Annotated in this window: 23 protein-coding genes; 6 read left to right on the top strand and 17 right to left on the bottom strand. The window is 72.7% G+C overall.

Annotated elements, in window-relative coordinates; genetic code table 11:
• Positions 1-282 precede the first annotated feature (282 nt).
• Genes C2142_RS26285 through C2142_RS26270 form a run of 4 tightly spaced genes read left to right on the top strand, consistent with a single transcriptional unit; the run spans position 283 to position 3,486 of the window.
• A complete protein-coding gene (locus C2142_RS26285) occupies positions 283-1,338 on the top strand; it encodes a metal ABC transporter substrate-binding protein (protein ID WP_148645226.1) in 1,056 nt (351 codons plus the stop codon).
• 17 nt (positions 1,339-1,355) lie between these two features.
• Positions 1,356-2,123, top strand: a complete 768-nt coding sequence (locus tag C2142_RS26280; protein ID WP_148645225.1) for a metal ABC transporter ATP-binding protein — start codon at positions 1,356-1,358, stop codon at positions 2,121-2,123.
• Entirely contained in the window at positions 2,120-3,040 is a 921-nt protein-coding gene (locus C2142_RS26275; RefSeq protein WP_241002792.1) for a metal ABC transporter permease, read from the top strand. The genes C2142_RS26280 and C2142_RS26275 overlap by 4 nt, the downstream gene beginning before the upstream one ends.
• Before the next feature lie 35 nt (positions 3,041-3,075).
• On the top strand, positions 3,076-3,486 hold the full coding sequence (locus C2142_RS26270) for a Fur family transcriptional regulator (protein WP_148645224.1): 411 nt from the start codon (positions 3,076-3,078) through the stop codon (positions 3,484-3,486).
• A gap of 75 nt (positions 3,487-3,561) precedes the next feature.
• Here C2142_RS26270 and C2142_RS26265 read toward each other — a convergent pair whose 3' ends face one another.
• From C2142_RS26265 to leuA, 4 genes are all read right to left on the bottom strand, one after another.
• Positions 3,562-4,395, bottom strand: coding sequence for an isoprenyl transferase (locus tag C2142_RS26265; protein ID WP_148645223.1), 834 nt, complete (start codon positions 4,393-4,395; stop codon positions 3,562-3,564).
• A 4-nt stretch (positions 4,396-4,399) separates the two neighbouring features.
• Positions 4,400-5,146, bottom strand: a complete 747-nt coding sequence (gene recO, locus C2142_RS26260) for a DNA repair protein RecO (protein ID WP_148645222.1) — start codon at positions 5,144-5,146, stop codon at positions 4,400-4,402.
• A 309-nt stretch (positions 5,147-5,455) separates the two neighbouring features.
• A complete protein-coding gene (locus C2142_RS26255; RefSeq protein WP_241002791.1) occupies positions 5,456-5,998 on the bottom strand; it encodes a TerB family tellurite resistance protein in 543 nt (180 codons plus the stop codon).
• A 380-nt stretch (positions 5,999-6,378) separates the two neighbouring features.
• The gene (gene leuA / locus C2142_RS26250) at positions 6,379-8,175 is read right to left on the bottom strand and encodes a 2-isopropylmalate synthase (RefSeq protein ID WP_148645220.1); all 1,797 of its coding nucleotides are present in this window, start codon (positions 8,173-8,175) and stop codon (positions 6,379-6,381) included.
• 333 nt (positions 8,176-8,508) lie between these two features.
• Between leuA and C2142_RS26245 the strand changes: the two genes are divergently transcribed.
• Positions 8,509-9,528 carry a M4 family metallopeptidase gene (locus C2142_RS26245; protein ID WP_148645219.1) on the top strand — a complete coding sequence of 340 codons (1,020 nt, stop codon included), beginning with the start codon at positions 8,509-8,511 and terminating at the stop codon, positions 9,526-9,528.
• 124 nt (positions 9,529-9,652) lie between these two features.
• Entirely contained in the window at positions 9,653-9,919 is a 267-nt protein-coding gene (locus tag C2142_RS26240) for a protealysin inhibitor emfourin (RefSeq protein ID WP_148645218.1), read from the top strand.
• Positions 9,920-10,045: 126 nt separating this feature from the next.
• Here the strand turns inward: C2142_RS26240 and era are convergent, their stop codons facing one another.
• The 13 genes from era to C2142_RS26175 form a co-directional block, all read right to left on the bottom strand.
• Positions 10,046-10,975 (bottom strand): GTPase Era, encoded by a 930-nt coding sequence (gene era / locus C2142_RS26235; RefSeq protein ID WP_148645217.1) that lies wholly within the window; start codon positions 10,973-10,975, stop codon positions 10,046-10,048.
• A gap of 61 nt (positions 10,976-11,036) precedes the next feature.
• Positions 11,037-11,198, bottom strand: a complete 162-nt coding sequence (locus tag C2142_RS26230) for a hypothetical protein (protein ID WP_153882821.1) — start codon at positions 11,196-11,198, stop codon at positions 11,037-11,039.
• Positions 11,199-11,303: 105 nt separating this feature from the next.
• The gene (locus tag C2142_RS26225; protein ID WP_148645216.1) at positions 11,304-11,657 is read right to left on the bottom strand and encodes a cytidine deaminase; all 354 of its coding nucleotides are present in this window, start codon (positions 11,655-11,657) and stop codon (positions 11,304-11,306) included.
• Positions 11,658-11,714: 57 nt separating this feature from the next.
• Entirely contained in the window at positions 11,715-12,146 is a 432-nt protein-coding gene (locus C2142_RS26220) for a nitroreductase/quinone reductase family protein (RefSeq protein ID WP_148645215.1), read from the bottom strand.
• 151 nt (positions 12,147-12,297) lie between these two features.
• Entirely contained in the window at positions 12,298-12,837 is a 540-nt protein-coding gene (locus tag C2142_RS26215) for a DUF4383 domain-containing protein (RefSeq protein ID WP_148645214.1), read from the bottom strand.
• Positions 12,838-12,849: 12 nt separating this feature from the next.
• Complete coding sequence (locus tag C2142_RS26210; protein ID WP_148645213.1) at positions 12,850-13,086, bottom strand: hypothetical protein; 237 nt, start codon at positions 13,084-13,086, stop codon at positions 12,850-12,852.
• Positions 13,087-13,297: 211 nt separating this feature from the next.
• Positions 13,298-14,623, bottom strand: coding sequence for a hemolysin family protein (locus C2142_RS26205; RefSeq protein ID WP_174315744.1), 1,326 nt, complete (start codon positions 14,621-14,623; stop codon positions 13,298-13,300).
• Positions 14,624-14,642: 19 nt separating this feature from the next.
• A complete protein-coding gene (ybeY, locus tag C2142_RS26200) occupies positions 14,643-15,137 on the bottom strand; it encodes an rRNA maturation RNase YbeY (RefSeq protein ID WP_148645212.1) in 495 nt (164 codons plus the stop codon).
• A gap of 14 nt (positions 15,138-15,151) precedes the next feature.
• Complete coding sequence (locus C2142_RS26195) at positions 15,152-16,186, bottom strand: PhoH family protein (protein WP_241003272.1); 1,035 nt, start codon at positions 16,184-16,186, stop codon at positions 15,152-15,154.
• A gap of 300 nt (positions 16,187-16,486) precedes the next feature.
• The gene (locus C2142_RS26190) at positions 16,487-17,410 is read right to left on the bottom strand and encodes a ribonuclease Z (RefSeq protein WP_148645210.1); all 924 of its coding nucleotides are present in this window, start codon (positions 17,408-17,410) and stop codon (positions 16,487-16,489) included.
• A 5-nt stretch (positions 17,411-17,415) separates the two neighbouring features.
• Positions 17,416-17,769, bottom strand: coding sequence for a histidine triad nucleotide-binding protein (locus tag C2142_RS26185; protein ID WP_148645209.1), 354 nt, complete (start codon positions 17,767-17,769; stop codon positions 17,416-17,418).
• An 82-nt stretch (positions 17,770-17,851) separates the two neighbouring features.
• The gene (locus C2142_RS26180) at positions 17,852-18,541 is read right to left on the bottom strand and encodes an RDD family protein (RefSeq protein ID WP_148645208.1); all 690 of its coding nucleotides are present in this window, start codon (positions 18,539-18,541) and stop codon (positions 17,852-17,854) included.
• Between the two features lie 115 nt (positions 18,542-18,656).
• Positions 18,657-21,908, bottom strand: a complete 3,252-nt coding sequence (locus tag C2142_RS26175; RefSeq protein WP_148645925.1) for a S41 family peptidase — start codon at positions 21,906-21,908, stop codon at positions 18,657-18,659.
• Positions 21,909-21,924 lie beyond the last annotated feature (16 nt).

The following is a 21,924-nucleotide window of genomic DNA, read 5'->3' as shown; positions in this document are numbered from 1 at the left end:
CAGGGGTAGACGAAGCCACGGCGCTTGCTCAGGCTGACGATCGTGTCGATCTTGTCGGCGGCCACAGTGCTCTCTTCAGTACGACGGCACGGTCAGGGCACGGCTGGTTGCGCGTACCCGAATACCTCAGGTTACCGGCCATACGGGTACGGGGTTCAAATCGGTATTGCCCGGGCTCTCCCGCCCATCGGAATCCCCCGGCTCCTCCCACTCGTCGTCACCCCTTGTTCACCCGTCCGAGTGATTTGACAATCATTTCCATCTAGCCTGAGAATGGTTGTCATGATGATCCGACGACCCTCCCGCACCGCCATAGCCCTGACCGCCACCGCCCTGTCCGCCACCCTCCTCCTCACCGCCTGTGGCGGGGACAGCAGCGCCAAGGGCTCCGGCGGCAAGCTGGACGTCGTCGCCTCCTTCTACCCGATGGAGTACCTCGCCTCGCAGATCGGCGGCGAGCACGTCAAGGTCACCGACCTCACCGCGGCCGGCGTCGAGCCGCACGACCTGGAGCTCACCGCCAAGCAGGTCGCGAGCGTCAAGAAGGCCGGCGCGGTCGTCTACCTCAAGGGCCTCCAGCCCACCGTGGACAAGGCCGTCGCCGACTCCGGCGCCAAGCACGTGATCGACGCCACCGCCGCCAGCCCGCTGGTCGACCACCACCTCGGCGAGGGGCACTCCGAGGGCGACGGCCACGACCACGCCGAGGCCGCCGGCGACCCGCACCTCTGGCTCGACCCCACCCGGTACGCGGCGGTCGCCAAGAGCGTCGGCGCCGGGTTCGCCAAGGCCGACCCGGAGCACGCGGCCGACTACCAGAAGAACACCGACGACCTGGTCGGCAGGCTCACCACCCTGGACCAGGAGTTCCGGGACGGCCTGAAGGACGCCGGGACCCGGACGTTCGTCACCAGCCACGCCGCCTTCGGCTACCTCGCCGAGCACTACGGCCTCACCCAGGTCGCCATCAACGGCGTCGACCCGGAGTCCGAGCCCACGCCGGCCCGCCTCGCCGAGGTCCAGAAGGCCGCCAAGGAGCACGGCGTCACCACGGTCTTCTTCGAGACCCTGGTCAGCCCCAAGCTCGCCGAGACCGTCGCCAAGGACCTCGGCCTCAAGACCGCCGTCCTGGACCCACTGGAGGGCGTCAAGACCGATGCGTCCAACGGCGGCCCCAAGGACGACTACCTGACGGTGATGAAGCGCAACCTCGCCAACCTCCAGGCCGCCCTCGGCGCGACCACCCCCGCAGGCACTCCCGCGAGCACCCCCGCGGCCGCCGCCACCACCCCGGCCGCCACCGCCCCGGCCGCGACCACCCCCGCGACCACCAGCTGACGGGACGACAGCACCTCATGGCATACCCGACACCCCCGGCCGTCAGCCTCCACGGCGCCGTCGCCTCCCGCGGCGGCCGGCCGGTGCTGCGCGGCGTCGACCTCACCGTGAACCCCGGTGAGGTCGTCGCGCTGCTCGGCGCCAACGGCTCCGGCAAGTCCACCACCGTCAAGGCCGTGACCGGCGCCGTGCCGCTGGACCAGGGCGGCCTGGAGCTGTTCGGCACGCCGTTCGCCAAGTTCCGTGCCTGGCACCGGATCGGGTACGTCCCGCAGCGCACCACCGCCGCCTCCGGCGTCCCGGCCACCGTCCGCGAGGTGGTCTCCACCGGGCGGCTGCCGCAGCACGGCCTGCTGCCGTTCCGCCGCAAGGACCGCGTGGCGGTGGACCGCGCGCTGGCCGCCGTCGGCATGCTGGACCGGGCCGGGGACGGCGTCGCGGACCTCTCCGGCGGCCAGCAGCAGCGGGTGCTGATCGCCCGCGCCCTGGTCGGCTCCCCCGACCTGCTGATCATGGACGAGCCGATGGCCGGGGTCGACGCCGCCAGCCAGCAGGTGCTCGCCGACACCCTGCGCGCCGAGGTCGCGCGCGGCGCCGCCGTCCTGCTGGTGCTGCACGAACTCGGGCCGCTGGAGCCGCTGATCGACCGTGCGGTGGTGCTCCGCGACGGCTGCGTCGCCCACGACGGCCCGCCCGTCCCCAACACCGGGCTGCACGCGCTCCCCGGGCACGACCACGTCCACCCGCACGAGGACCACCACCACACCCAGGGACTGCTGGCATGACCGAGATGCTCCAGTACGACTTCATGCAGCGGGCGCTGCTCGCCGCCGTCCTGGTCGGCATCACCGCGCCCGCCGTCGGCATCTACCTCGTCCAGCGGCGCCAGGCACTGATGGGCGACGGCATGGGCCACGTCGCGATGACCGGCGTGGGCCTCGGCTTCATCTTCGACACCAGCCCGGTCTGGATGGCCGTGCTGGTCTGCGTCCTCGGCGCCGTCGCCATGGAACTGGTCCGCTCGCGCGGCAACCAGCGCGGCGACATCGCGCTCGCCATGCTCTTCTACGGCGGCATGGCCTGCGGAAAGCTGCTGGTCTCGAAGTCCGCCCAGGCCGGCGCCGGCTCGCTGGAGTCCTACCTCTGGGGCTCCATCCTGACCGTCACCCCGGCCGACCTCGCCACCATCGGGATCCTCGGCGCCCTGGTGATCGCCGTCACCGTCGGCCTGCGCCGCCAGCTCTTCGCGATCTGCCAGGACGAGGACTTCGCCCGGGTCACCGGCCTGCCGGTGCGCTTCCTCAACCTGCTGCTCGCCGTGATGGCCGCGGTCACCGTCACCGTCGCCATGCGGGTCGTCGGCCTGCTGCTGGTCAGCGCGCTGATGGTGGTCCCGGTGGTCGCCGCCCAGCAGCTCACCCGCTCCTTCGCCGCCACCCAGGCCGCCTCCATCGGGCTCGGCGTGGTGGTCGCGCTGGCCGGCGTCACCGGCTCGTACCACCTGGACGTCCCCTCCGGCCCGGCCATCGTGCTGCTCGCCATCGCCGTCTTCGCGGTCTTCAGCGCGGTCGCCACCCCGCTGGCCCGCCGCCGGCACCGGGCGGCGGGCGAGTCCGGGCCCCGGGTCTGCGACGTCCAACTGCCCGGGCAGAGCCCGGCCGACGCAACCTCTCCAGAGCGCAGTGCGGGGCTGGCACAATGAGGTGCGAGACGCCCACACACCCAGGAGGACCCACGGTGACCACCGCAGGCCCGTCGCCGCGCGCCCGCTCGACCCGGCAGCGTGCCGCCGTCTCGGCAGCCCTGGACGAGATCGAGGACTTCCGCAGCGCGCAGGAGCTCCACGACATGCTCAAGCACCGGGGTGACTCGGTGGGCCTGACCACGGTCTACCGCACCCTGCAGTCGCTCGCCGACGCGGGCGAGGTGGACGTGCTGCGCACCGCCGACGGCGAGGCGGTCTACCGCCGTTGCAGCAGCGGGCACCACCACCACCTGGTCTGCCGACACTGCGGAGCGACCGTCGAGGTCGAGGGGCCGGCCGTCGAGCGCTGGGCCAACTCGGTCGCCGCCGAGCACGGCTTCAGCGACATCGCGCACACCCTGGAGATCTTCGGCACCTGCGCGGAGTGCGCCAAGAAGTCCTGAGCGCCATACACCAAAGGGCCCGTGGGACGCGTCCCACGGGCCCTTTGGCGTACCGCCGGCGCGGCGGGCGCCGGCTCAGCGCTGCGCGGGCACCTCCGGCGCCACCTCGTTCGGGATCGCCCCGCCGAAGCGCCGGTCGCGCATCGCGTACTGCTCGCAGGCCCGCCAGAGGTCCCGGCGGTCGAAGTCCGGCCAGAGCACGTCCTGGAACACGAACTCGGCGTACGCGGACTGCCAGAGCAGGAAGTTGGACGTCCGCTGCTCGCCGCTCGGGCGCAGGAAGAGGTCCACGTCCGGCATGTCCGGGTGGTACAGGTACTTGGCGATGGTCTTCTCGGTGACCTTCTTCGGGTCCAGCCGGCCCGCGGCGACGTCGGCCGCGATGGCCGCCGTGGCGTCCGCGATCTCGGCCCGGCCGCCGTAGTTGACGCACATGTAGAGCGTGACGGCGTCGTTGCCCTTGGTCTGCTCCTCGGCGACCTGGAGCTCCTGGACGACGCTCTTCCAGAGCTTGGGCATCCGGCCGGCCCAGCGGATCCGCACGCCCATCGCGTCCATCTCGTCACGGCGGCGGCGGATGACGTCCCGGTTGAAGTTCATCAGGAACTTCACCTCGTCGGGCGAGCGCTTCCAGTTCTCGGTGGAGAACGCGTACAGCGAGATGTTCTTCACACCGAGCTCGATCGCGCCCTTGAGGACGTCCAGCACCACGGACTCGCCGACCTTGTGGCCCTCCGTGCGCGGCAGCCCGCGCTCCTTGGCCCAGCGGCCGTTGCCGTCCATCACGATCGCGACGTGGCCGGGGACCAGCTCACCGGGGATCTTCGGCGGCTCGGCACCGCTGGGGTGCGGGGTCGGGGGGAGGTACTCCCGCTGCTTGCCGCCGCCGAAGAGCCGTCGCGCTGCCATGTGCTCACTTCTCCACGTATCTCATCGAGCGGATGCCCCGCTCCAGGTGCCACTGCAGATAGGCCGCGACCAGGCCGCTGCCCTCCCGCCAGTACCTCGGCTCGCAGGTGTCGGCCGTCTGCCAGTCCCCTGACAGCAGCGCCCCGAGCAGTACCAGTGTCTCAGGGGAGGGTACGGCACATCCGGGCACTCGGCAGTCCCCGCAGAGCACACCGCCCGCCTGGAGCGAGAAGAACCGGTTGGGGCCTTCGAGCCCGCACTTGGCGCAGTCGGTGAAGCTCGCGCCGTACCCGTTGACCGCCAGCGAGCGGAGCAGGAAGGCGTCCAGCACCAGGTGCGACTCGTGCAGCCCGGCGGCCAGCGTGCGCAGGCCGCCGACCAGCAGCAGGTACTGCTGGACGGCCGGCTCGCCCTCGTTCTCGGCGAAGCGTTCCGCCGTCTCCAGCATGGCCGTCCCGGCGGTGTAGCGGCCGTAGTCGGCGACGATCGGGCCGCCGTACGGGGCGATCGTCTCCACCTGGGTGCAGAGCGGCAGGCCGCGGCCGACCAGGTCGCTGCCGCGGCTGAAGAACTGCACGTCCACGTGCGAGAACGGCTCCAGCCGGGCGCCGAACTTGGACTTGGTCTTGCGCACCCCGCGCGCCACCGCACGGACCTTGCCGTGCTGGCGGGTGAGCAGGGTGATGATCCGGTCGGCCTCGCCGAGCTTCTGCGCCCGGAGCACCACGCCGTCGTCCCGGAACAGACTCATGCGCCCGCCTCGCTGCGCTCGGCAGGGGCATTCGCCCACACGCACCCGCCGACGACTCGCTCGCTCCGCTCACTCATGCGCCCACCTCGCTCATGCGGCCCGCCTCGCGGCCGGTGACGGGCGGGCGGGCGGGCGTCGAACAGTGTGGACATCCCACCATTGTCGCGCAGGAACGGCGGCAGCCGTGTGGCCCGCACCAGGGCCCGTTGGGGGCGTGCCCCGAGGGGTGCGGGTCACGGCGGGCCCGAGAGGGGGGTCGGGCCCGTTTTGTGGGGGTCTTCGAGGGTGGGACCGGGACGGCGGGGAGGTCTAGCGGGAGGCGCGGGTCGCCGCCTCCAGCAGCGCCCCGACCGTGGCCTGCGGCAGGTCCAGACAGCGCCCGACCGCGTCCAGCGCCTCGCGCTCCTGCGGCAGGTAGCGCCCGTCGGCGAGGGCGATCGCCGCGCCCTGCAGCAGCAGCAGTTCCCGGCCCTGGTGGGCGAGGTGCGGGGCGAGCGGTTCGAGCACCGCGTGCAGCTCCACGGCCAGGCCGCCGGCCATCCCGTGGGCGTCGTAGAGCTCCCCGCCGAGGCCGGAGAGCGCGGCCAGCGCGGCCAGCACCTGGGCCTCGCCGCAGTCCTCGAAGCCGGCGTCCCGGACGGCCGCGCAGGCCGCCTCGCGGGCCGCCCGGTGCGCGGTGCCGCCGGCGGCCAGCACGGCCAGTGCGACGGTGTACCGGGCGTCGCGCAGCATGGATCCGAGGCGGACGCAGGTGGGCTGTTCCAGGCTCTCCACCCCGTACCGGCCGTGGCAGGTGGTGCACTGCACGCTGCCGATGACCGGGCCGAGCGGCAGTACCGGGGTGCCGAGCAACCGCAGCCACCGCCGGCCGTGCTGCCGGCGGTAGTTGCGGTCTCCGCCACAGCCCGGGCAGAAGAAGTCACCGAGAACGTCAGTCCGCCACCTCGGGCGAACACCCCACAACCCTGTCACGGCGCCACTCCCCAGACATGGCAGGCGGCCTGCACAACTATGGGCAGGTCACGCGACCGGACGCCGAGGCCGTCCCACCGACCCGGCTTTCCGGTGCGTCGATGTTGCCATGGTTACCGGCACGTGTCAGTACCCCGAACGGCCCGGAACCCGAAAAAATGTGGCGCAGGACACAGTGCGCACGTCCTCGCCGCCCGCGGGCGCCGCGAACGCCGCCGGGCCGCCCCGGAGGACGGCCCGACGGCTTCCACCCGTACGAACTATCCGCGCTGCAGGCGGTTGACGGCGCTGATCATCGCCTTCAGCGAGGCCAGCACGGTGTTGCCGTCGATGCCGACGCCCCACAGCACCTTGCCGTCCACGGCGCACTCGACGTACGCGGCGGCCTGGGCGTCGCCGCCCTCGCTCAGCGCGTGCTCGGCGTAGTCCAGCACCCGGACGTCCACGCCGATCCGGGCCAGCGCGTCGGCGAAGGCGGACACCGGGCCGTTGCCGGCACCGGACAGGGTGACCGGTACGCCGTCGACCACGGCCTCGGCGGTCAGCGCGTCCCGGCCGTCCTCGGTGGTCAGGCTGCGCGAGCCGGCCAGCGAGATCCGGCCCCACGGGTTGTCGGTGGTCGGCAGGTACTCGTCCTGGAAGACCGCCCAGATCGCGGCCGGGGTGACCTCGCCGCCCTCGGCGTCGGTCTTGGCCTGGATGATCCGGGAGAACTCGATCTGCATCCGGCGCGGCAGGTCCAGCTTGTGGTCGTTCTTCAGGACGTACGCGACACCGCCCTTGCCGGACTGGCTGTTGACCCGGATGACGGCCTCGTACGTGCGGCCGACGTCCTTCGGGTCGATCGGCAGGTAGGGCACGCCCCACGGGTGCTCGTCCACCGGCACCCCGGCCGCCTTCGCGTCGGCCTCCAGGGCGTCGAAGCCCTTCTTGATCGCGTCCTGGTGCGAGCCGGAGAAGGAGGTGTACACCAGGTCGCCGGCGTACGGGTGGCGCGGGTGCACCTCCATCTGGTTGCAGTACTCGGCGGTGCGGCGGACCTCGTCGATGTCGGAGAAGTCGATCTGCGGGTCGACGCCCTGCGAGAACAGGTTCATGCCCAGGGTGACCAGGTCGACGTTGCCGGTCCGCTCGCCCTGGCCGAACAGGCAGCCCTCGATCCGGTCGGCGCCGGCCATGTAGGCCAGCTCGGCGGAGGCGACGGCGGTGCCCCGGTCGTTGTGCGGGTGCACCGACAGGCAGACGTACTCGCGGCGCGACAGGTTGCGGGACATCCACTCGAACTGGTCGGCCTGGACGTTCGGGGTGGCCCGCTCGATGGTGGCCGGCAGGTTCAGGATGATCTCGCGGCCCTCGCCCGGCTGCCAGACGTCCATGACCGCCTCGCAGACCTCCAGCGCGAAGTCCAGCTCGGTGTCGACGAAGATCTCCGGCGAGTACTGGTAGCCGAAGACGGTGTCGTCGCCCAGCAGCTTCTCCGCGTACTCCATCACCAGCCGGGTGCCGTCGGTGGCGATCGCCTTGGTGGCCGCCTTGTCGTTGCGGAACACCACCCGGCGGAACAGCGGCGCCGTCGCGTTGTACAGGTGGACGGTCGCGCGCGGGGCGCCGACCAGCGACTCGACGGTCTTCTCGATCAGCTCCTCGCGGGCCTGCGTCAGCACCGAGATGGTGACGTCCTCGGGGATCGCCCCCTCCTCGATCAGCGACCGTACGAAGGCGTGGTCGGTGGCCCCGGAGGACGGGAAGCCGACCTCGATCTCCTTGTAGCCCATCGTGACCAGCAGGTCGAACATCTTGCGCTTGCGGGCCGGCGACATCGGGTCGATCAGCGCCTGGTTGCCGTCCCGCAGGTCGGTGGAGAGCCAGCGCGGCGCCTTGGTGATCACCTTCGAGGGCCAGGTGCGGTCCGGCAGCTCGACGGTGCCGAACGGCAGGTAGCGGCCGTGGCGCATGCCCGCGGGCTGCTGGCGCACGGTCGCGGCGGTGATCGGGGTCGGACGGTCGACGAACGCGCGGGCGGCGGGGATGGACACGGCGGAGCTCTGCTCGGTCATGGAGGTGACTCTCGGCTTCCTGTGGATGCGAGGCTTGTCGGGGCGAGGTGGACACCCGACTGGCCGGCCTGCTGCCGCTCACGACCCCTCATCGGGTCGCCCGATTCCTACGCGCACAGCACAGTCCCCGCGGCGAGGGAGCCGGCCCTTGGTGGACTACAGGCCCTCGACGCGGCAGCTAAGAAGAAGCAGCCCGTTGCGCATGATGTGCTCCAGCGTAACCGAAGGCCGCGCGCCCCCGAAGTGAGCCGGGCGGACATTCCACCCCTTGAGACGCCGCCGGTTCTGCCCATGCCAGTGACAAGTGGTCACCGAAGCCTCACCCTAGGCCACATGACTGCCGCCGCGCCGTTGTGCACGATCGTCCCGCCCTACGTCCTGGACCGCCTCGCCGAGGACGGTCACGAGCCCGCCGCCCGCTCCCTCACCCTGGACGCCGTGCACCGCACGGCCCGCCTCACCGCCGGCCCCGCCCAGCCCGGCTCCGCCCGTCTGGACCGGGTGATCGGCGACGCCGGCCACACCGAACAGGTGCCCGGCCGCACCGTCCGCCGGGAGGGCCAGACGCCCGTCCGGGACCAGTCCGTCAACCACGCCTACGACGGCCTCGGTGCCACCTTCGCGCTCTTCGCCGACGCGTACGGGCGCCGCTCGATCGACGACCAGGGCCTGCGCCTGGACGCCACCGTGCACTACGGCCTGCACTACGACAACGCCTTCTGGGACGGCCAGCGGATGGTCTTCGGGGACGGCGACGGCGAGGTGTTCGGCGACTTCACCGCCTGCGTCGACGTCATCGGCCACGAACTCACCCACGGCGTCACCCAGTTCACCGCCGGACTGGAGTACCGCGGCCAGTCCGGCGCGCTCAACGAGTCCGTCTCCGACGTCTTCGGCTCGCTCGTCAAGCAGTACGCGCTCCGTCAGGACGCCGCCGACGCGGACTGGCTGATCGGCGCCGGGCTGCTCGCCCCCGGCGTGCAGGGGGTGGCGCTGCGCTCGATGAAGGCGCCCGGCACCGCGTACGACGACCCCCGGCTCGGCAAGGACCCGCAGCCGGCCCACCTGCGCGACTACGTGCACACCGCCCAGGACAACGGCGGCGTGCACATCAACTCCGGCATCCCCAACCACGCCTTCTACCTGCTGGCCACCGCGCTCGGCGGCCCGGCCTGGGAGCGGGCCGGGCGGATCTGGTACGACGCGCTGACCGGCCGGCGGCTGGCCGCCGACGCCGACTTCCCCGCGTTCGCCCGGGCCACCGTCGCGGCCGCCGGGGACCGCTACCCGCAGACCACGGTCGCCGACACGGTCACGGCGGCCTGGGCGCAGGTCGGCGTCAGCACGGCCTGACCCGGGCCCGGGCGGGGTCCGCGACCCCGGTTGAGCCCGGGTTCAGCCGGGCTCAAGGCCCGCAAAGGTCAAGGTCCGGAAAAAGCCCGGCAAACAACCATCCCTGCGTAGCACCATGGACACCATGCGTATCCAGGTGACCCGGACCGGCGGCCTCGCGGGGCTCGTCCGCCGCGCGGAGCTCGACACCACCGAGCGGGTGGACGCCCCGCACGTCCACGCGCTCGCCCGCGAGGCCGTCGCGGGCGGGCTCCGGTCGCCCTCGTACGGAGTGCCGGACGGCTTCCACTACGAGATCACGGTCGATGGCCGGACGGTGCACTGCGCCGACCCGAAGCTCACCGACTCCCAGCGGGAGCTGGTCTCGCTGGTGCTGCGCGAGGGCGCGTAGGCCGTCCCGGCCGGCCCCCGCACAGCACCCCGGGCCCTCGGCCGCCGGACGGGACGACCGGCCGAACGGCGAGGGGCCCGCCCGGACGCGATCGTCCGGGCGGGCCCCCTGCCGAGTCCCGCGGGGTCAGAAGCCCAGCTTGCGCAGCTGCTTCGGGTCCCGCTGCCAGTCCTTGGCCACCTTGACGTGCAGGTCCAGGTAGACCGGCGTGCCGAGCAGCGCCTCGATGTGCTTGCGGGCGGTGGTGCCGACGTGCTTGAGCCGGGAGCCCTTGGCGCCGATCACGATGGCCTTCTGGCTCTGCCGCTCGATGTAGACGTTGGCGTGGATGTCCAGCAGCGGGCGGTCCGCCGGGCGGCCCTCGCGCGGGATCATCTCCTCGACCACGACGGCCAGCGAGTGCGGAAGCTCGTCCCGGACGCCCTCCAGCGCCGCCTCGCGGATCAGCTCGGCGACCATGATCTGCTCGGGCTCGTCGGTGAGGTCGCCGTCCGGGTAGAGCGGCATGCCCTCCGGGAGCAGCTTGGTGATCAGCTCGGCGACCAGGTCCACCTGCTTGTCGCCGACCGCCGAGACCGGGATGATCTCGGCCCACTCGATGCCCAGCTCGACGCCGAGCTGATGGATGGCGATCAGCTGCTCGGCCAGCCGCTTGGAGTCGACCAGGTCGGTCTTGGTGACGATGGCCACCTTGGGGGTCTTCTTGATCTCGGCGAGTTCCTTGGCGATGAACTTGTCGCCGGGGCCGAGCTTCTGGTCGGCGGGCAGGCAGAAGCCGATCACGTCGACCTCGGCCCAGGTGGAGCGGACCAGGTCGTTCAGGCGCTCGCCGAGCAGGGTGCGCGGCTTGTGCAGACCGGGGGTGTCGACCAGGACGAGCTGGGCGTCCGGGCGGTGCACGATGCCGCGCACGGTGTGCCGGGTGGTCTGCGGACGGTCGGAGGTGATCGCGACCTTCGTCCCCACCAGGGCGTTGGTCAGGGTCGACTTGCCCGCGTTGGGCCGGCCGACGAAGCACGCGAAGCCGGAGCGGTACGAGGAGGAAGGGGCACTCATGCGCTCCATTCTCCCTGATCACCGGGAGCGCGACGGACGCGGCCGCCCGAACGGCCTCCGCTCAGCCCTTGTCGCCTCCCCCGAGCGACGCCAAACCCATGATCAGCACCAGTAGCAGGAAGGCCACCGAGCCCCAGAGCCAGAACGGCGAGCCGGTCTCCTGCCACTTGCCCATCCCCATCACGCCCAGCAGCAGCCCCGCGAAGAACGCGTACGGCCCCATCTCCCCAGCCCCCTCACCGCGACCCACTCCCGGTGAGATTATCTGCCGAACACAGACGGCGGAGCGCCCGGGGCTTCCACCCCGGGCGCTCCGCCGCCAGCCGGCTCAGCGGGCCTCGGCCGCCACCTTCAGCACCCCGTCCGGCCCGGCCAGCAGCACCGGCGTCCCGGCCCCGCCGAGGTCCCGCACCGCGGCCAGGTCGGCCTCGGCGGGCTCGCCGGCCTCGCTCACCACGGCCGCCGCCTCCAGCGACTTCGCACCGCTGGCCACCGCCATCGCCACCGCCGTCTGCAGCGCGCTGAGCCGCAGCGACTCCAGCGCGACCGTCCCGGCCACGTAGGTGCGCCCGGTCTCGTCACGCACCGCGGCCCCCTCCGGGACGCCGTTGCGGGCGCGGGCGGAGCGGGCCAGGGTGATGATCTTCTTGTCTTCGGGGTCGAGCTCGACGATGTCACTCATGCCCAGGAGCATAGGCGCGCCGTGCCGCCGGGAATGAGACCGCCCCGACAGGGCCCCTCAGCCGTCCACGCGCTCCAGCACGACCACCGGGACCGTCCGCCCGGTCCGGCCGGCCAGCTGCTCCAGCACCGGCAGCGCCCCGGTCTGCGTCGCCCAGAGCCGGTCGCGCTCCTCGCCGTCCGCCAACGGGCGCGCCAGCGCGGCGAACGCCTCGCCCCCGACCTCGACCCGCACGGCCGGCTCCGCCAGCACGTTGTGGTACCAGCCCGGGTGGTCGGTGCGCCCCCCGTTGGCCCCGAACACCACCCAGCGTCCGCCGTCCGCCAGGTACGCCAGCGGCGAGACCCGCGGCTCGCCGCTGCGGGCCCCCGTGGTCGTCAGCAACAGCAGCGGCAGGCCCTCGAACCGGCCGCCGACCACGCCGCCCCGGGCCCGGAACTCCTCGATCACCTCACGGTTCTGCGCCACCCGCTCGTCCGTTCCGGCCATCGCCGTCTCCCCTCCCCTGCCGCCCGGTGCTCCGGTGCCCCGGACCCTGCCGTCAGGCTAGCCGCGCGCCGACCGCCCCGCAGGCGGTCCGGGAAGCCGGGCCGCCGCGGGGCGGTCGCCTTGCGGGGAGGGGGGAAGGGCCGCGCGGGGCTCAGTGTCCGATCGGGTTCGAAGGCCCGGGCCGCATGATCTTGACGAAGGTCTTGGGACCGGACGGCAGCGGCTCCTCACGCGCCGCACGGTCACGCCAGTACGGGTTGTCGTGCGGCAGGTGGCTGCTGACCCTGCCGTACATCCCGAACGTGGTGAGCACCACCCCGAAGAGGAAGGCGAACAGCACGTTGGCCATCCGGAAGTTCAGGATGTTGGCGTCCGGCCGGCCGAGCACCGTCAGGCCGTAGAAGCCGGAGAGCACGAACAGCACCCCGACCACCATGTTCAGGTTGGCGGCGAAGTTCCCTCCGATCACGGCGCCGACGACGAGGATCGCGCCCGCCACGATCGAGAGGATGCTCAGCGCCCCGTTGGTGGACAGCCCGGCGACGTTGCTGCCATGGGTGGAAAGGAAGCCCGGGTGGTCCGCCAGCCCGAGGCAGCCGAACACGATCAGGAAGACGCCCCCGAGCCCCGCCCCGATCCGCCAGACCGTGACGAGCTTGTGGTCGACGGGCAGTTCGTCTTGCAGCTTCATGGTGACCTCCGCCTAGCTGTAGGGGTGGCTTCCTTGCATGTGCGGCACCTCGTGCATGTACAGCGAGCCGCACTGCTGGCAGCACCGGAGCCCGGTCCCCCACTCCTGCTCCGGCCGGGTGTCGGCGTCGTCCGGCATGGTGCGGCCGCACAGGGCCGTGGCGGGATCGCCGTCCCGCACCACGTGCCAGACCTTCACCCCTCCCGCGGTCCCCTGCGGGCCGTACTCCGCACGCAGTAGATGAGTCATGCCTTCATCGTCCAAGCCCCTCCCCGCCCCGGCAACCTCAGCCGGGCCATCGCCCGGACACCGTCTCCGCAGTCCGCCCGCTGCGTGCACGCGGGACAGGGGGTGCAGGCCTGTCGGCGGACAGGGCCCTGGACGGCACCAAGCCCGAGGAGCGGTGACGGAAGCCCCCTGCCCCGCCCCACCGGGGCGGGACAGGGGGCTCCGGAGGACGCTACTCGCCGGCCTCCGCGGCGGCCTCGGACGCCCGGCGGACGGGGATGGCGACCATCGAGCCGATCCGGTTGCGGCGCCCGGCCGAGCTCTCCGCGGTGAGGCGGATCGCGGTCAGGTCGGTGACCGCCTCCTCGGGGAGCGGGATCTCGCACGACGAGCCGGGGATCGGCACCCGCCCGAGGTGCTTGGCGAGCAGGCCGCCGACGGTCTCGACGTCCTCGTCCTCCAGTTCGATGCCGAACAGCTCGCCGAGGTCCTCGACCAGCAACCGGGCGGTGATCCGGTACGAGCCGTCACCGAGGTCCTCGACCGGCGCGATCTCCCGGTCGTACTCGTCGGTGATCTCGCCGACGATCTCCTCCAGGACGTCCTCGATCGTGACCAGCCCGGCAGTACCGCCGTACTCGTCGATCACGATCGCGACGTGCGAGCGGCGCTGCTGCATCTCGCGCAGCAGGTCCCCGGCCGGCTTGGAGTCGGGGACGAAGACGGCCGGGCGCATCACGCTGCCGACCTCCTCGGACTCGGCCTCCCGGTTGATGTGGGTGCGGCGGACGAGGTCCTTGAGGTAGACGATGCCGACCACGTCGTCCTCGTTGTCGCCGACCACCGGGATGCGCGAGAAGCCGGAGCGCAGCGCCAGGGTGAGCGCCTGGCGGACGGTCTTGTGCCGCTCGATCATCACCAGGTCGGTGCGCGGCACCATCACCTCGCGGACGATGGTGTCGCCGAGTTCGAAGACGGAGTGCACCATCCGGCGCTCCTCGTCCTCGATCACGTCGTTCTTCTCGGCGAGGTCGACCAGGGAGCGCAGCTCCGCCTCGGAGGCGAACGGCCCCTCCTTGTACCCCTTGCCGGGGGTCAGGGCGTTGCCGAGCAGGATCAGCAGCCGCGGGATCGGGCCGAGGATCCGGGCCAGCGGCAGCAGCACGAAGGAGGCCGCGGTGGCGGTGGTCAGCGGGTGCTGGCGGCCGATCGTGCGCGGCGAGACGCCGACCGCCACGAAGGAGACCAGCACCATCACGCCGAACGCCAGCAGCACGGCCTGCCAGGTGGTCTCCAGGTTCCGCACGCAGACCACGGTGACCAGGACGGCCGCCGCCATCTCGCTGGCCACCCGGATCAGGGTGGCCAGGTTGAGGTAGCGGATCGGGTCGGAGGCCAGGGTCAGCAGCCGGGCCGAGCCCCGCCGCCCGGCCCGGACGGCCTCCTCCGCACGGAACTTGGAGACGCGGGAGATGCCCGCCTCGGCGCACGCGGCCAGCCAGCCGAGGACGACGAGCAGCACGGCACCGAGGATGAAGCTCGTACTCTCACCACTCACAGGGGTTCGGGCTCCGCGCTCAGTGGGTGGTGGGGGCCGGCGAGATGCCGCCCAGACCGCGACCGGCCCGCCAACCGTCGAGGATCGCCTTCTGGAGGCCGAACATCTCCTCCTCCTCGTCCGGCTCCTCGTGGTCGTAGCCGAGCACGTGCAGCACGCCGTGGACGGTGAGCAGCTGGAGCTCCTCGTCCATCGAGTGCTTCGACGGGGCCGCCTTGCCCTGCTGCTCGGCGACCTCGGGGCAGAGCACGATGTCGCCGAGCAGGCCCTGCGGCAGCTCCTCGCCCTCCTTGCCGGGGCGCAGCTCGTCCATGGGGAAGGACATCACGTCGGTGGGGCCCGGGAGGTCCATCCACTGGATGTGCAGCTCCTCCATCGCCGCGCCGTCCACCAGGATCACGGACAGTTCGGACTGCGGGTGGATCCGCATCTTCTCCAGTGCGTAGCGGGCGACGTCGAGGATGGCTTCCTCGTCGGCGTCCCAACCGGACTCGTTGGCGATGTCGATCGACATGACGGGCTGGTTACTCAGCTTTCGGTGCGATGGGACTGACGGGGTGCGCGCGGTGCGGCCGGCTTGCCGGGGCGCCGCTGGGAGGGCTTGCGGGGGGCCTGCGGAGCGCCGTCCTCGGCCTCCTGGCGGGCGTCCCAGCGCTCGTACGCGTCCACGATCCGGCCGACCAGCTTGTGGCGGACCACGTCGGTGCTGGTGAGGACGGAGAAGTGGATGTCGGGCACGTCGGCCAGGATCTCCTGGACGACCTTGAGTCCGCTGCGGGTGCCGCCGGGCAGGTCGATCTGGCTGGTGTCGCCGGTGACGACCACCCGGGAGTTGAACCCGAGGCGGGTGAGGAACATCTTCATCTGCTCGGGCGAGGTGTTCTGGGCCTCGTCGAGGATGATGAAGGCGTCGTTGAGGGTGCGGCCGCGCATGTAGGCGAGCGGGGCGACCTCGATGGTGCCGGCCGCCATCAGGCGCGGGATGGAGTCCGGGTCCATCATGTCGTGCAGCGCGTCGTACAGCGGGCGCAGGTACGGATCGATCTTCTCGTAGAGGGTGCCGGGCAGGAAGCCCAGCCGCTCCCCCGCCTCGACGGCCGGACGGGTCAGGATGATCCGGTTGACCTCCTTGGCCTGGAGGGCCTGGACGGCCTTGGCCATCGCGAGGTAGGTCTTGCCGGTGCCGGCCGGGCCGAGGCCGAAGACGATCGTGTGCTTGTCGATCGCGTCGACGTAGCGCTGCTGGTTGAGGGTCTTGGGGCGGATGGTGCGGCCCCGGTTGGACAGGATGTTCGCGGTGAACACCTGGGACGGCGCCGGGCTGTCCGGGTCGTCCACGGCGCTCCGGAGCATGGCGATGGAGCGCTCCACGGAGTCCTCCGTCAGGGGTTGGCCGGTGCGCAGCACCAGCATCATCTCGTTGAAGAGCTGCCGGACGAGGGCCACCTCGGCGCGCTCCCCGGTGGCGGTCACCTCGTTGCCGCGGACGTGGATGTCGGCGGCGGGGAAGCCCCGCTCGATCACCCGGAGCAGCGAGTCCGCGGTGCCGAGCAGGGTGACCATCGGGTGCTTCTCGGGAATGACGATCCGGGCGCTGGTGCGGCCGTCGTCCGCCGGTTCGGGGCGCGACCGGCCGTCGGTACGGGTCTGCGATGTGTCACTCATAGGTCGGCGCTGGGGCCTGCCTCATCCCATCCGTGTCTCGTGGGCCGCTCGGTCTCTCCGGGGCACCAGGGTACGCCGCGCACGTGATCGCTGCGGCGGGCGGCGGGGCCGCACCCGACGATGCTCCGGCAGATCGCGGGGCTGCGCGAGCGGTTTTCCGCGCCGTTCACGGGCCGCCCGCCGCCGCGCCGCGTCCGGTCACGGCCGGCGCCGCGGCGGGACGGGCACCCTGGCGAGGTCCTCGGCGAGCACCACGGTGCCGTCGAAGTGCTTGCGGGCGTCGGCGAGGTGCTGGCCGAGGTCCGGGTAGCGCTGCGAGAAGTGGGTCAGCACCAGGGTCTGCGCGCCGGCCTCGGCGGCGACCTTGGCGGCCTGTCCGGCGGTCAGGTGACCGTGGTCCTCGGCGAGCCGGGCGTCGGCGTCGGTGAAGGTCGACTCGATGACCAGCAGGTCGGCGCCCTCGGCGAGTTCGTGGACGCCCTCGCAGATCCGGGTGTCCATCACGAAGGCGAACCGCTGGCCGATCCGCGGTTCGCTGACCTGGTCCAGGGTGACGCGCCGGCCGTCCACCTCGATCGCGCCCCGGTGCTGGAGCCGGCCGACGTCGGGGCCGGTGATGCCGAGGGCGGCGAGCCGCTCGGGCACCAGCCGGCGGCCGTCCGGCTCGGTGAGCCGGTAGCCGAAGGACTCCACCGGGTGTGACAGCCGGACGGCGTCCAGCGCGAACCGGGCGCCGGGGACCGGCAGCGGGCCGGGCTCGTCGATCGGCCGGGGGCGCAGCACGGCCGTCTCGTGGTAGGCGGTGGCGTACCGCAGCCGCTCGAAGTAGACCTCCCCGGAGGCCGGGAAGTAGACGTCCACCGGTTGCGGGACGCGGTCCAGGTTGATCCGCTGGATGACCCCGGCGAGCCCCAGGCTGTGGTCGCCGTGGAAGTGCGTGACGGCGATCCGGGTGATCTGGGTGGCCGAGACCCCGGCGTGCAGCATCTGCCGCTGGGTGCCCTCGCCGGGATCGAACAGCAGGCCCTCGCCGTCCCAGCGCAGCAGGTAACCGTTGTGGTTGCGGTGCCGGGTCGGTACCTGGCTGGCGGTGCCGAGGACGACGAGTTCGCGCTGGGACACGCCGGTCAGACCATGCGCTCGGTCATCGGGATCCCGCCGAGCACGTGCACGTGGGCGTGGAAGACGGTCTGGCCCGCGCCGGCCCCGGTGTTGAAGATCAGCCGGTAGTCCTCGATGCCCTCGTCCTCGGCGACCCGGCCGGCCTCGGCCAGCAGCTCGCCGGCGATCTCCGGCTCGGCGGCGGCCAGTTCGGCGGCGTTCGGGTAGTGGACGTGCGGGATCACCAGGACGTGGGTGGGCGCCTTCGGGGCGATGTCCCGGAAGGCCAGGGTGCGCTCGGTCTTGCGCACCACGGTGGCCGGGATCTCGCCGGCCACGATCTTGCAGAACAGGCAGTCGGGCTGCGGCTCGCCGGCCATGGGGGTCTCCTCGCGGTGTCGCACGGTGTCTGGTCGCACGGTGTTCTGACGCACGGTGTCGGTCGGGGCGTACGGCCGCATGCTAGCCGAGCCGCCCGGTCGCCTGCTGGTACTCCTGCAGGTGCTTCCAGCGGACCACCCGGACCGCGAAGACCTCGCCCTCGTCCTCGAAGTCCTCGGTGAGCAGGGAGACCGCGAGGATGACGAAGCCGATCATCCAGCGCTTGGTCAGCCGCCAGGTGTGCGGACGGCTGACGTCCTTCTTGCGGATCACCCGCAGGGCCATGATCCCCTTGCCCACGCTGAAGCCGGCGAGGCGGGCGAGCAGCACCTGGTTGACGAAGGAGACGCCGAGACCGACCACCAGCAGCGCCACGAAGTAGGGCACCGCCGGGCCGGTTCCGTGGGCCGCGTGCCCGGCCGCGTGCCCGGCCGTGTGCGCGGTCTGCTTCGGGTGGCTCGCCGCGTTGGCGGCGACGAAGCCCAGGACGACGGCGAGCGCGCAGTCGATGACGATGGCGGGGTAGCGCCGGAAGCCGCTCGCCTCCTTGGGCTTCGGCACCGGGGCGGCGTACGGGTGCTGCTGCGGCTGCTGCCCGTACTGCTGCTGGTACGGCTGCGGCTGCTGCGGGTACGGCTGCTGGTACTGCGGGGCCTGCTGCTGCGGGTACGGCTGCCCGCCGTAGGGGTTCTGGCCGTACGGGCTCTGGCCGTACGGCTGTTGACCGTACTGCTGCTGGCCGTACGAACCCGGTGGGTATCCCTGTGCCATTTCCGTGCCCCCGTGAATGCGGTGATCAAGAACAGCCCCGCATCCTACTCACCGCCCGGAGCGGGAAGTCGGCCCGTCCGACTTCCCGCTCCGTGACCCGCCCGCGCGCCCGCGGCTACTCCCAGGGCAGCGGCGGCGCGGTCTTGGCCGGGGTCCCGGCCAAGGCCTCCAGGGCGATCCGGACGCCCTCCGCGAGCTGCGGGTCCTCCCCCGCCGCATACTGGTGCGGCGCGATCGGCACCTCCACGTCCGGGTCGACGCCGTGGTTCTCCACGCCCCAGCCGTAACCCTCCAGCCAGAAGGCGTACTTGGGCTGGGTCACCAGGGTGCCGTCGACCAGGCTGTACCGGCTGTCGATGCCGATCACCCCGCCCCACGTCCGGGTGCCGACCACCGGGCCGATCTTCAGCGCCTGGATCGCGGCGTTGACGATGTCGCCGTCCGAGCCGGAGTACTCGTTGGCCAGCGCCACCACCGGGCCCCGCGGGGCGTCGCCGGGGTACGGCACCGGGCTGGCGATGTCCCGCGCGACGTCCCAGCCGACGATCCGGCGGGCCAGCTTCTCGATCACCAGCTGCGAGGTGTGACCACCGCGGTTCTCCCGGATGTCGACGATCACGCCCTCCTTCGCCATCTCCGACCGCAGGTCGCGGTGGATCTGCGCCCAGCCGGCCACCTGCATGTCGGGGACGTGCAGGTAGCCGAGCCGGCCGCCGGACAGCTCGCGGACGGCGGCCCGGCGCCCGGCCACCCAGTCGTGGTAGCGCAGCGGCTCGTCGTCGGCCAGCGGGACGACCACCGGGTGGCGCTGGTCGGTGCCGTCCTTGCCGGCCACGGTCAGCTCGACCGGCTGCCCGGCGGTGCCGGCCAGCAGCGGAGCCGGGCCGGTGACCGGGTCGACCGGGCGGCCGTTGACGGCCAGGAGCGCGTCGCCCGGGCGGACGGCGGCGCCCGGCGCGGCCAGCGGCGAGCGGGCCCGCGGGTCGGAGGACTCACCGGGCAGGATCCGGGCGATCCGCCAGACGTCGCCGTCCTTGACCAGGTCGGCGCCGAGCTTGCCCTGTCGGCGGGCCGCCTCGGTGTGGACGCCGTGCGGGACGACGTAGGCGTGCGAGGTGCCCAGCTCGCCGTGCACCTCCCAGAGCAGGTCCACCAGGTCGTCCTTGGAGCCGAGCCGCTCCACCAGCGGCCGGTAGCGCTCCAGCACGCCGGCCCAGTCGACGCCGCCGAGGTCGGGGCGCCAGAAGTTGTCGCGCATCAGGCGGCCGTTCTCGTCGTACATCTGCCGCCACTCGGCCGCAGGGTCGACGGTGACCCGCAGCCTGGCGAGGTCGACGTCGATCTCGTCGTCCTCACCGGCCTTGTGGTCGGCGGGGACGATCCGCAGCCCGCCCTCGTCGAGGACGGCCAGCCGGGTGCCGTCGCCGCTGACCGCGAACCCGTCCAGGCCGTCGACCAGCTGCTCGGCGCGGCGCTTGCGGAAGTCGAACCGCTCCAGGGCCGGGCGCGGCCGCTCGTCCTCCAGGGAGGCCGCCTCGTCCCCGAGCTCGCCGATCAGCGGGACCCTCGTCCAGAGCACGCCGTCCTTGGCCGCCCTCAGCAGGCCGAACCGGCCGCCCTCGACCGGGAAGGGGATGATCCGGTCGGCGATGCCGTCCAGGTCGACCCGGGTGGCCGGCGGCGCGTCGGCGGCGCCCTCGTCGCCGTCCGCCTTCTTGCCCCGCGGCTCGTCCTCCTCGCCGCCGACCGGCCGGCCGGCCCGCTGCGGCCCGAACGGGGACGGCGTGTCGGCGGCCAGCGTGACCAGGTACGGGCGGCAGCCGTTGGGGAACGACAGGTCGAAGACGTGCGAGTCGTAGACCGGGTCGAAGTTGCGCACCGAGAGGAACGCCAGGTGCTTGCCGTCGGCGGTGAACGCCGGCGAGCTGTCGAAGAACCGCTGCGGGGTGACCTCGCTGACCGTCCGGGTGGCCAGGTTGGCCAGCACGATCTGCCGCAGCGAGAAGGCGCCCAGGCCCGGCGCCGGCTGCGACCAGGCCAGCCAGGCCGAGTCCGGGCTGAACGCCAGCCCGCTGACCTCGCCGTCGGTGCTGCGGGCCAGCTCGTGCACGGCCCCGTCGGCGAGCGTGACCAGCAGCACCCGGCCGTCGTGCGAGCCGACCGCCGCCTGCTTGCCGTCCGGCGAGACCAGCAGGCCGCGGACCCGGCCGAGCAGCCCGGCGGCCAGCCGGCGGCGCTCGGCGCCCAGCACGGCCGGGGCGTACTCCAGGGCGTCCTCGCCCTCGGCGTCGGTCACCCAGAGCACGCCCTGGCCGCCGTCGTCGCCCGGCACCACCCGGGCCAGCCGGCCGCGCACGCCGGGCGTCTCGTCCAGCACCCGGGCCGGGCCCTCCCGGTGGGTCAGCCAGTGCACGGTGCCGCGGACCACGACGGCGCCGGCCCGGCCGGTGCGGTCGGGGGCGGCGCCCTCCAGCCAGTGCGCGGCCGGCACCGGGCGGGGGCGTCGCCCGGCCCGCGGCCCGGCCAGCCGAACGTCCAGCCGCCGCGGCCCGGCGGTCCCCGGGTCGTCCGGGTCGTCCAGGCCGTCCAGCAGCCAGAGGTCGCCGGCCCGGTGCCAGACCACCCGGGTGCCGTCGGTGGCGGCGTTGCGGGCGTAGAAGCCCTCCGGTGAGGTGGTGTGACGGCGCAGCCCGCTGCCGTCCGGGAGGCTGGAGTACAGCTCGCCGACGCCCTCGTGGTCCGAGAGGAAGGCGATGCGGGAACCGCCGGCCCCGCCCACCCAGAGCGGGGAGTCGAGCTGTCCGTCGAGGCCCTCGTGGACGCGGACGAACTCGTCGCGGCCGATCCAGAGCTTGCCCGCCTGGCCGCCCCGGTACCGCTTCCACCAGGCAGGGTCCCGGTTGTTCGCCGAGACGAGCAGCACCCGGTCGCCGTCCGGCTCGAACGCCAGGCCCCCGACCGGCCCGTACGGCAGCCGGGCCGGTTCGCCGCCGTCCAGCGGCACGGCGTACGCCCAGGTGCGGCGCAGGGTGGCCTCGCCCGCGGTGGTGGTGGCGATCGGGCGGCCGTCGGCCGTCCAGCCCTGGAGCCGGGTCTGGTCGCTGCCCCAGTACGTCAGCCGCCGGGACGGGCCGCCGTCCACCGGCGCGAGGTGCACCTCGGGCGCGCCGTCGCGGGTGGAGGTGAAGGCGATGTGCTGACCGTCCGGGGAGAACCGCGGTCTGCGGACCGGGACGTGATCGGCCGTCAGCCGCCAGGCCCGGCCGCCGTCGAGCGGGGCGAGCCAGACGTCGTCCTCGGCCACGAAGGTGACCAGGTCACCGTGGAGGTGCGGGTGGCGCAGGTAGGCGCCGGCAGGGGTGCTCACGGTTTCACTCACGCGG

The sequence above is a fragment of the Streptomyces sp. CB01881 genome (assembly GCF_002953255.1).
GTDB lineage: Bacteria > Actinomycetota > Actinomycetes > Streptomycetales > Streptomycetaceae > Kitasatospora.
The sequence above is the reverse complement of the archived record's forward strand: the minus strand, read 5'-3'. Positions and strand labels throughout refer to the sequence as shown.

What these genes read in the sequence shown, in the direction of transcription:
- C2142_RS26230 (WP_153882821.1), bottom strand. Translation starts at nt 11,198, where the DNA reads ATGGGGCCGTACGCGTTCTTCGCGGGGCTGCTGCTGGGCGTGATGGGG.
- C2142_RS26280 (WP_148645225.1), top strand. Translation starts at nt 1,356, where the DNA reads ATGGCATACCCGACACCCCCGGCCGTCAGCCTCCACGGCGCCGTCGCC.
- C2142_RS26210 (WP_148645213.1), bottom strand. Translation starts at nt 13,086, where the DNA reads ATGACTCATCTACTGCGTGCGGAGTACGGCCCGCAGGGGACCGCGGGA.
- C2142_RS26225 (WP_148645216.1), bottom strand. Translation starts at nt 11,657, where the DNA reads ATGAGTGACATCGTCGAGCTCGACCCCGAAGACAAGAAGATCATCACC.
- era (WP_148645217.1), bottom strand. Translation starts at nt 10,975, where the DNA reads ATGAGTGCCCCTTCCTCCTCGTACCGCTCCGGCTTCGCGTGCTTCGTC.
- C2142_RS26240 (WP_148645218.1), top strand. Translation starts at nt 9,653, where the DNA reads ATGCGTATCCAGGTGACCCGGACCGGCGGCCTCGCGGGGCTCGTCCGC.
- ybeY (WP_148645212.1), bottom strand. Translation starts at nt 15,137, where the DNA reads ATGTCGATCGACATCGCCAACGAGTCCGGTTGGGACGCCGACGAGGAA.
- C2142_RS26215 (WP_148645214.1), bottom strand. Translation starts at nt 12,837, where the DNA reads ATGAAGCTGCAAGACGAACTGCCCGTCGACCACAAGCTCGTCACGGTC.
- C2142_RS26180 (WP_148645208.1), bottom strand. Translation starts at nt 18,541, where the DNA reads ATGGCACAGGGATACCCACCGGGTTCGTACGGCCAGCAGCAGTACGGT.
- C2142_RS26185 (WP_148645209.1), bottom strand. Translation starts at nt 17,769, where the DNA reads ATGGCCGGCGAGCCGCAGCCCGACTGCCTGTTCTGCAAGATCGTGGCC.
- recO (WP_148645222.1), bottom strand. Translation starts at nt 5,146, where the DNA reads ATGAGTCTGTTCCGGGACGACGGCGTGGTGCTCCGGGCGCAGAAGCTC.
- C2142_RS26275 (WP_241002792.1), top strand. Translation starts at nt 2,120, where the DNA reads ATGACCGAGATGCTCCAGTACGACTTCATGCAGCGGGCGCTGCTCGCC.
- C2142_RS26245 (WP_148645219.1), top strand. Translation starts at nt 8,509, where the DNA reads ATGACTGCCGCCGCGCCGTTGTGCACGATCGTCCCGCCCTACGTCCTG.
- leuA (WP_148645220.1), bottom strand. Translation starts at nt 8,175, where the DNA reads ATGACCGAGCAGAGCTCCGCCGTGTCCATCCCCGCCGCCCGCGCGTTC.
- C2142_RS26285 (WP_148645226.1), top strand. Translation starts at nt 283, where the DNA reads ATGATGATCCGACGACCCTCCCGCACCGCCATAGCCCTGACCGCCACC.
- C2142_RS26265 (WP_148645223.1), bottom strand. Translation starts at nt 4,395, where the DNA reads ATGGCAGCGCGACGGCTCTTCGGCGGCGGCAAGCAGCGGGAGTACCTC.
- C2142_RS26195 (WP_241003272.1), bottom strand. Translation starts at nt 16,186, where the DNA reads ATGGTCACCCTGCTCGGCACCGCGGACTCGCTGCTCCGGGTGATCGAG.
- C2142_RS26220 (WP_148645215.1), bottom strand. Translation starts at nt 12,146, where the DNA reads ATGGCCGGAACGGACGAGCGGGTGGCGCAGAACCGTGAGGTGATCGAG.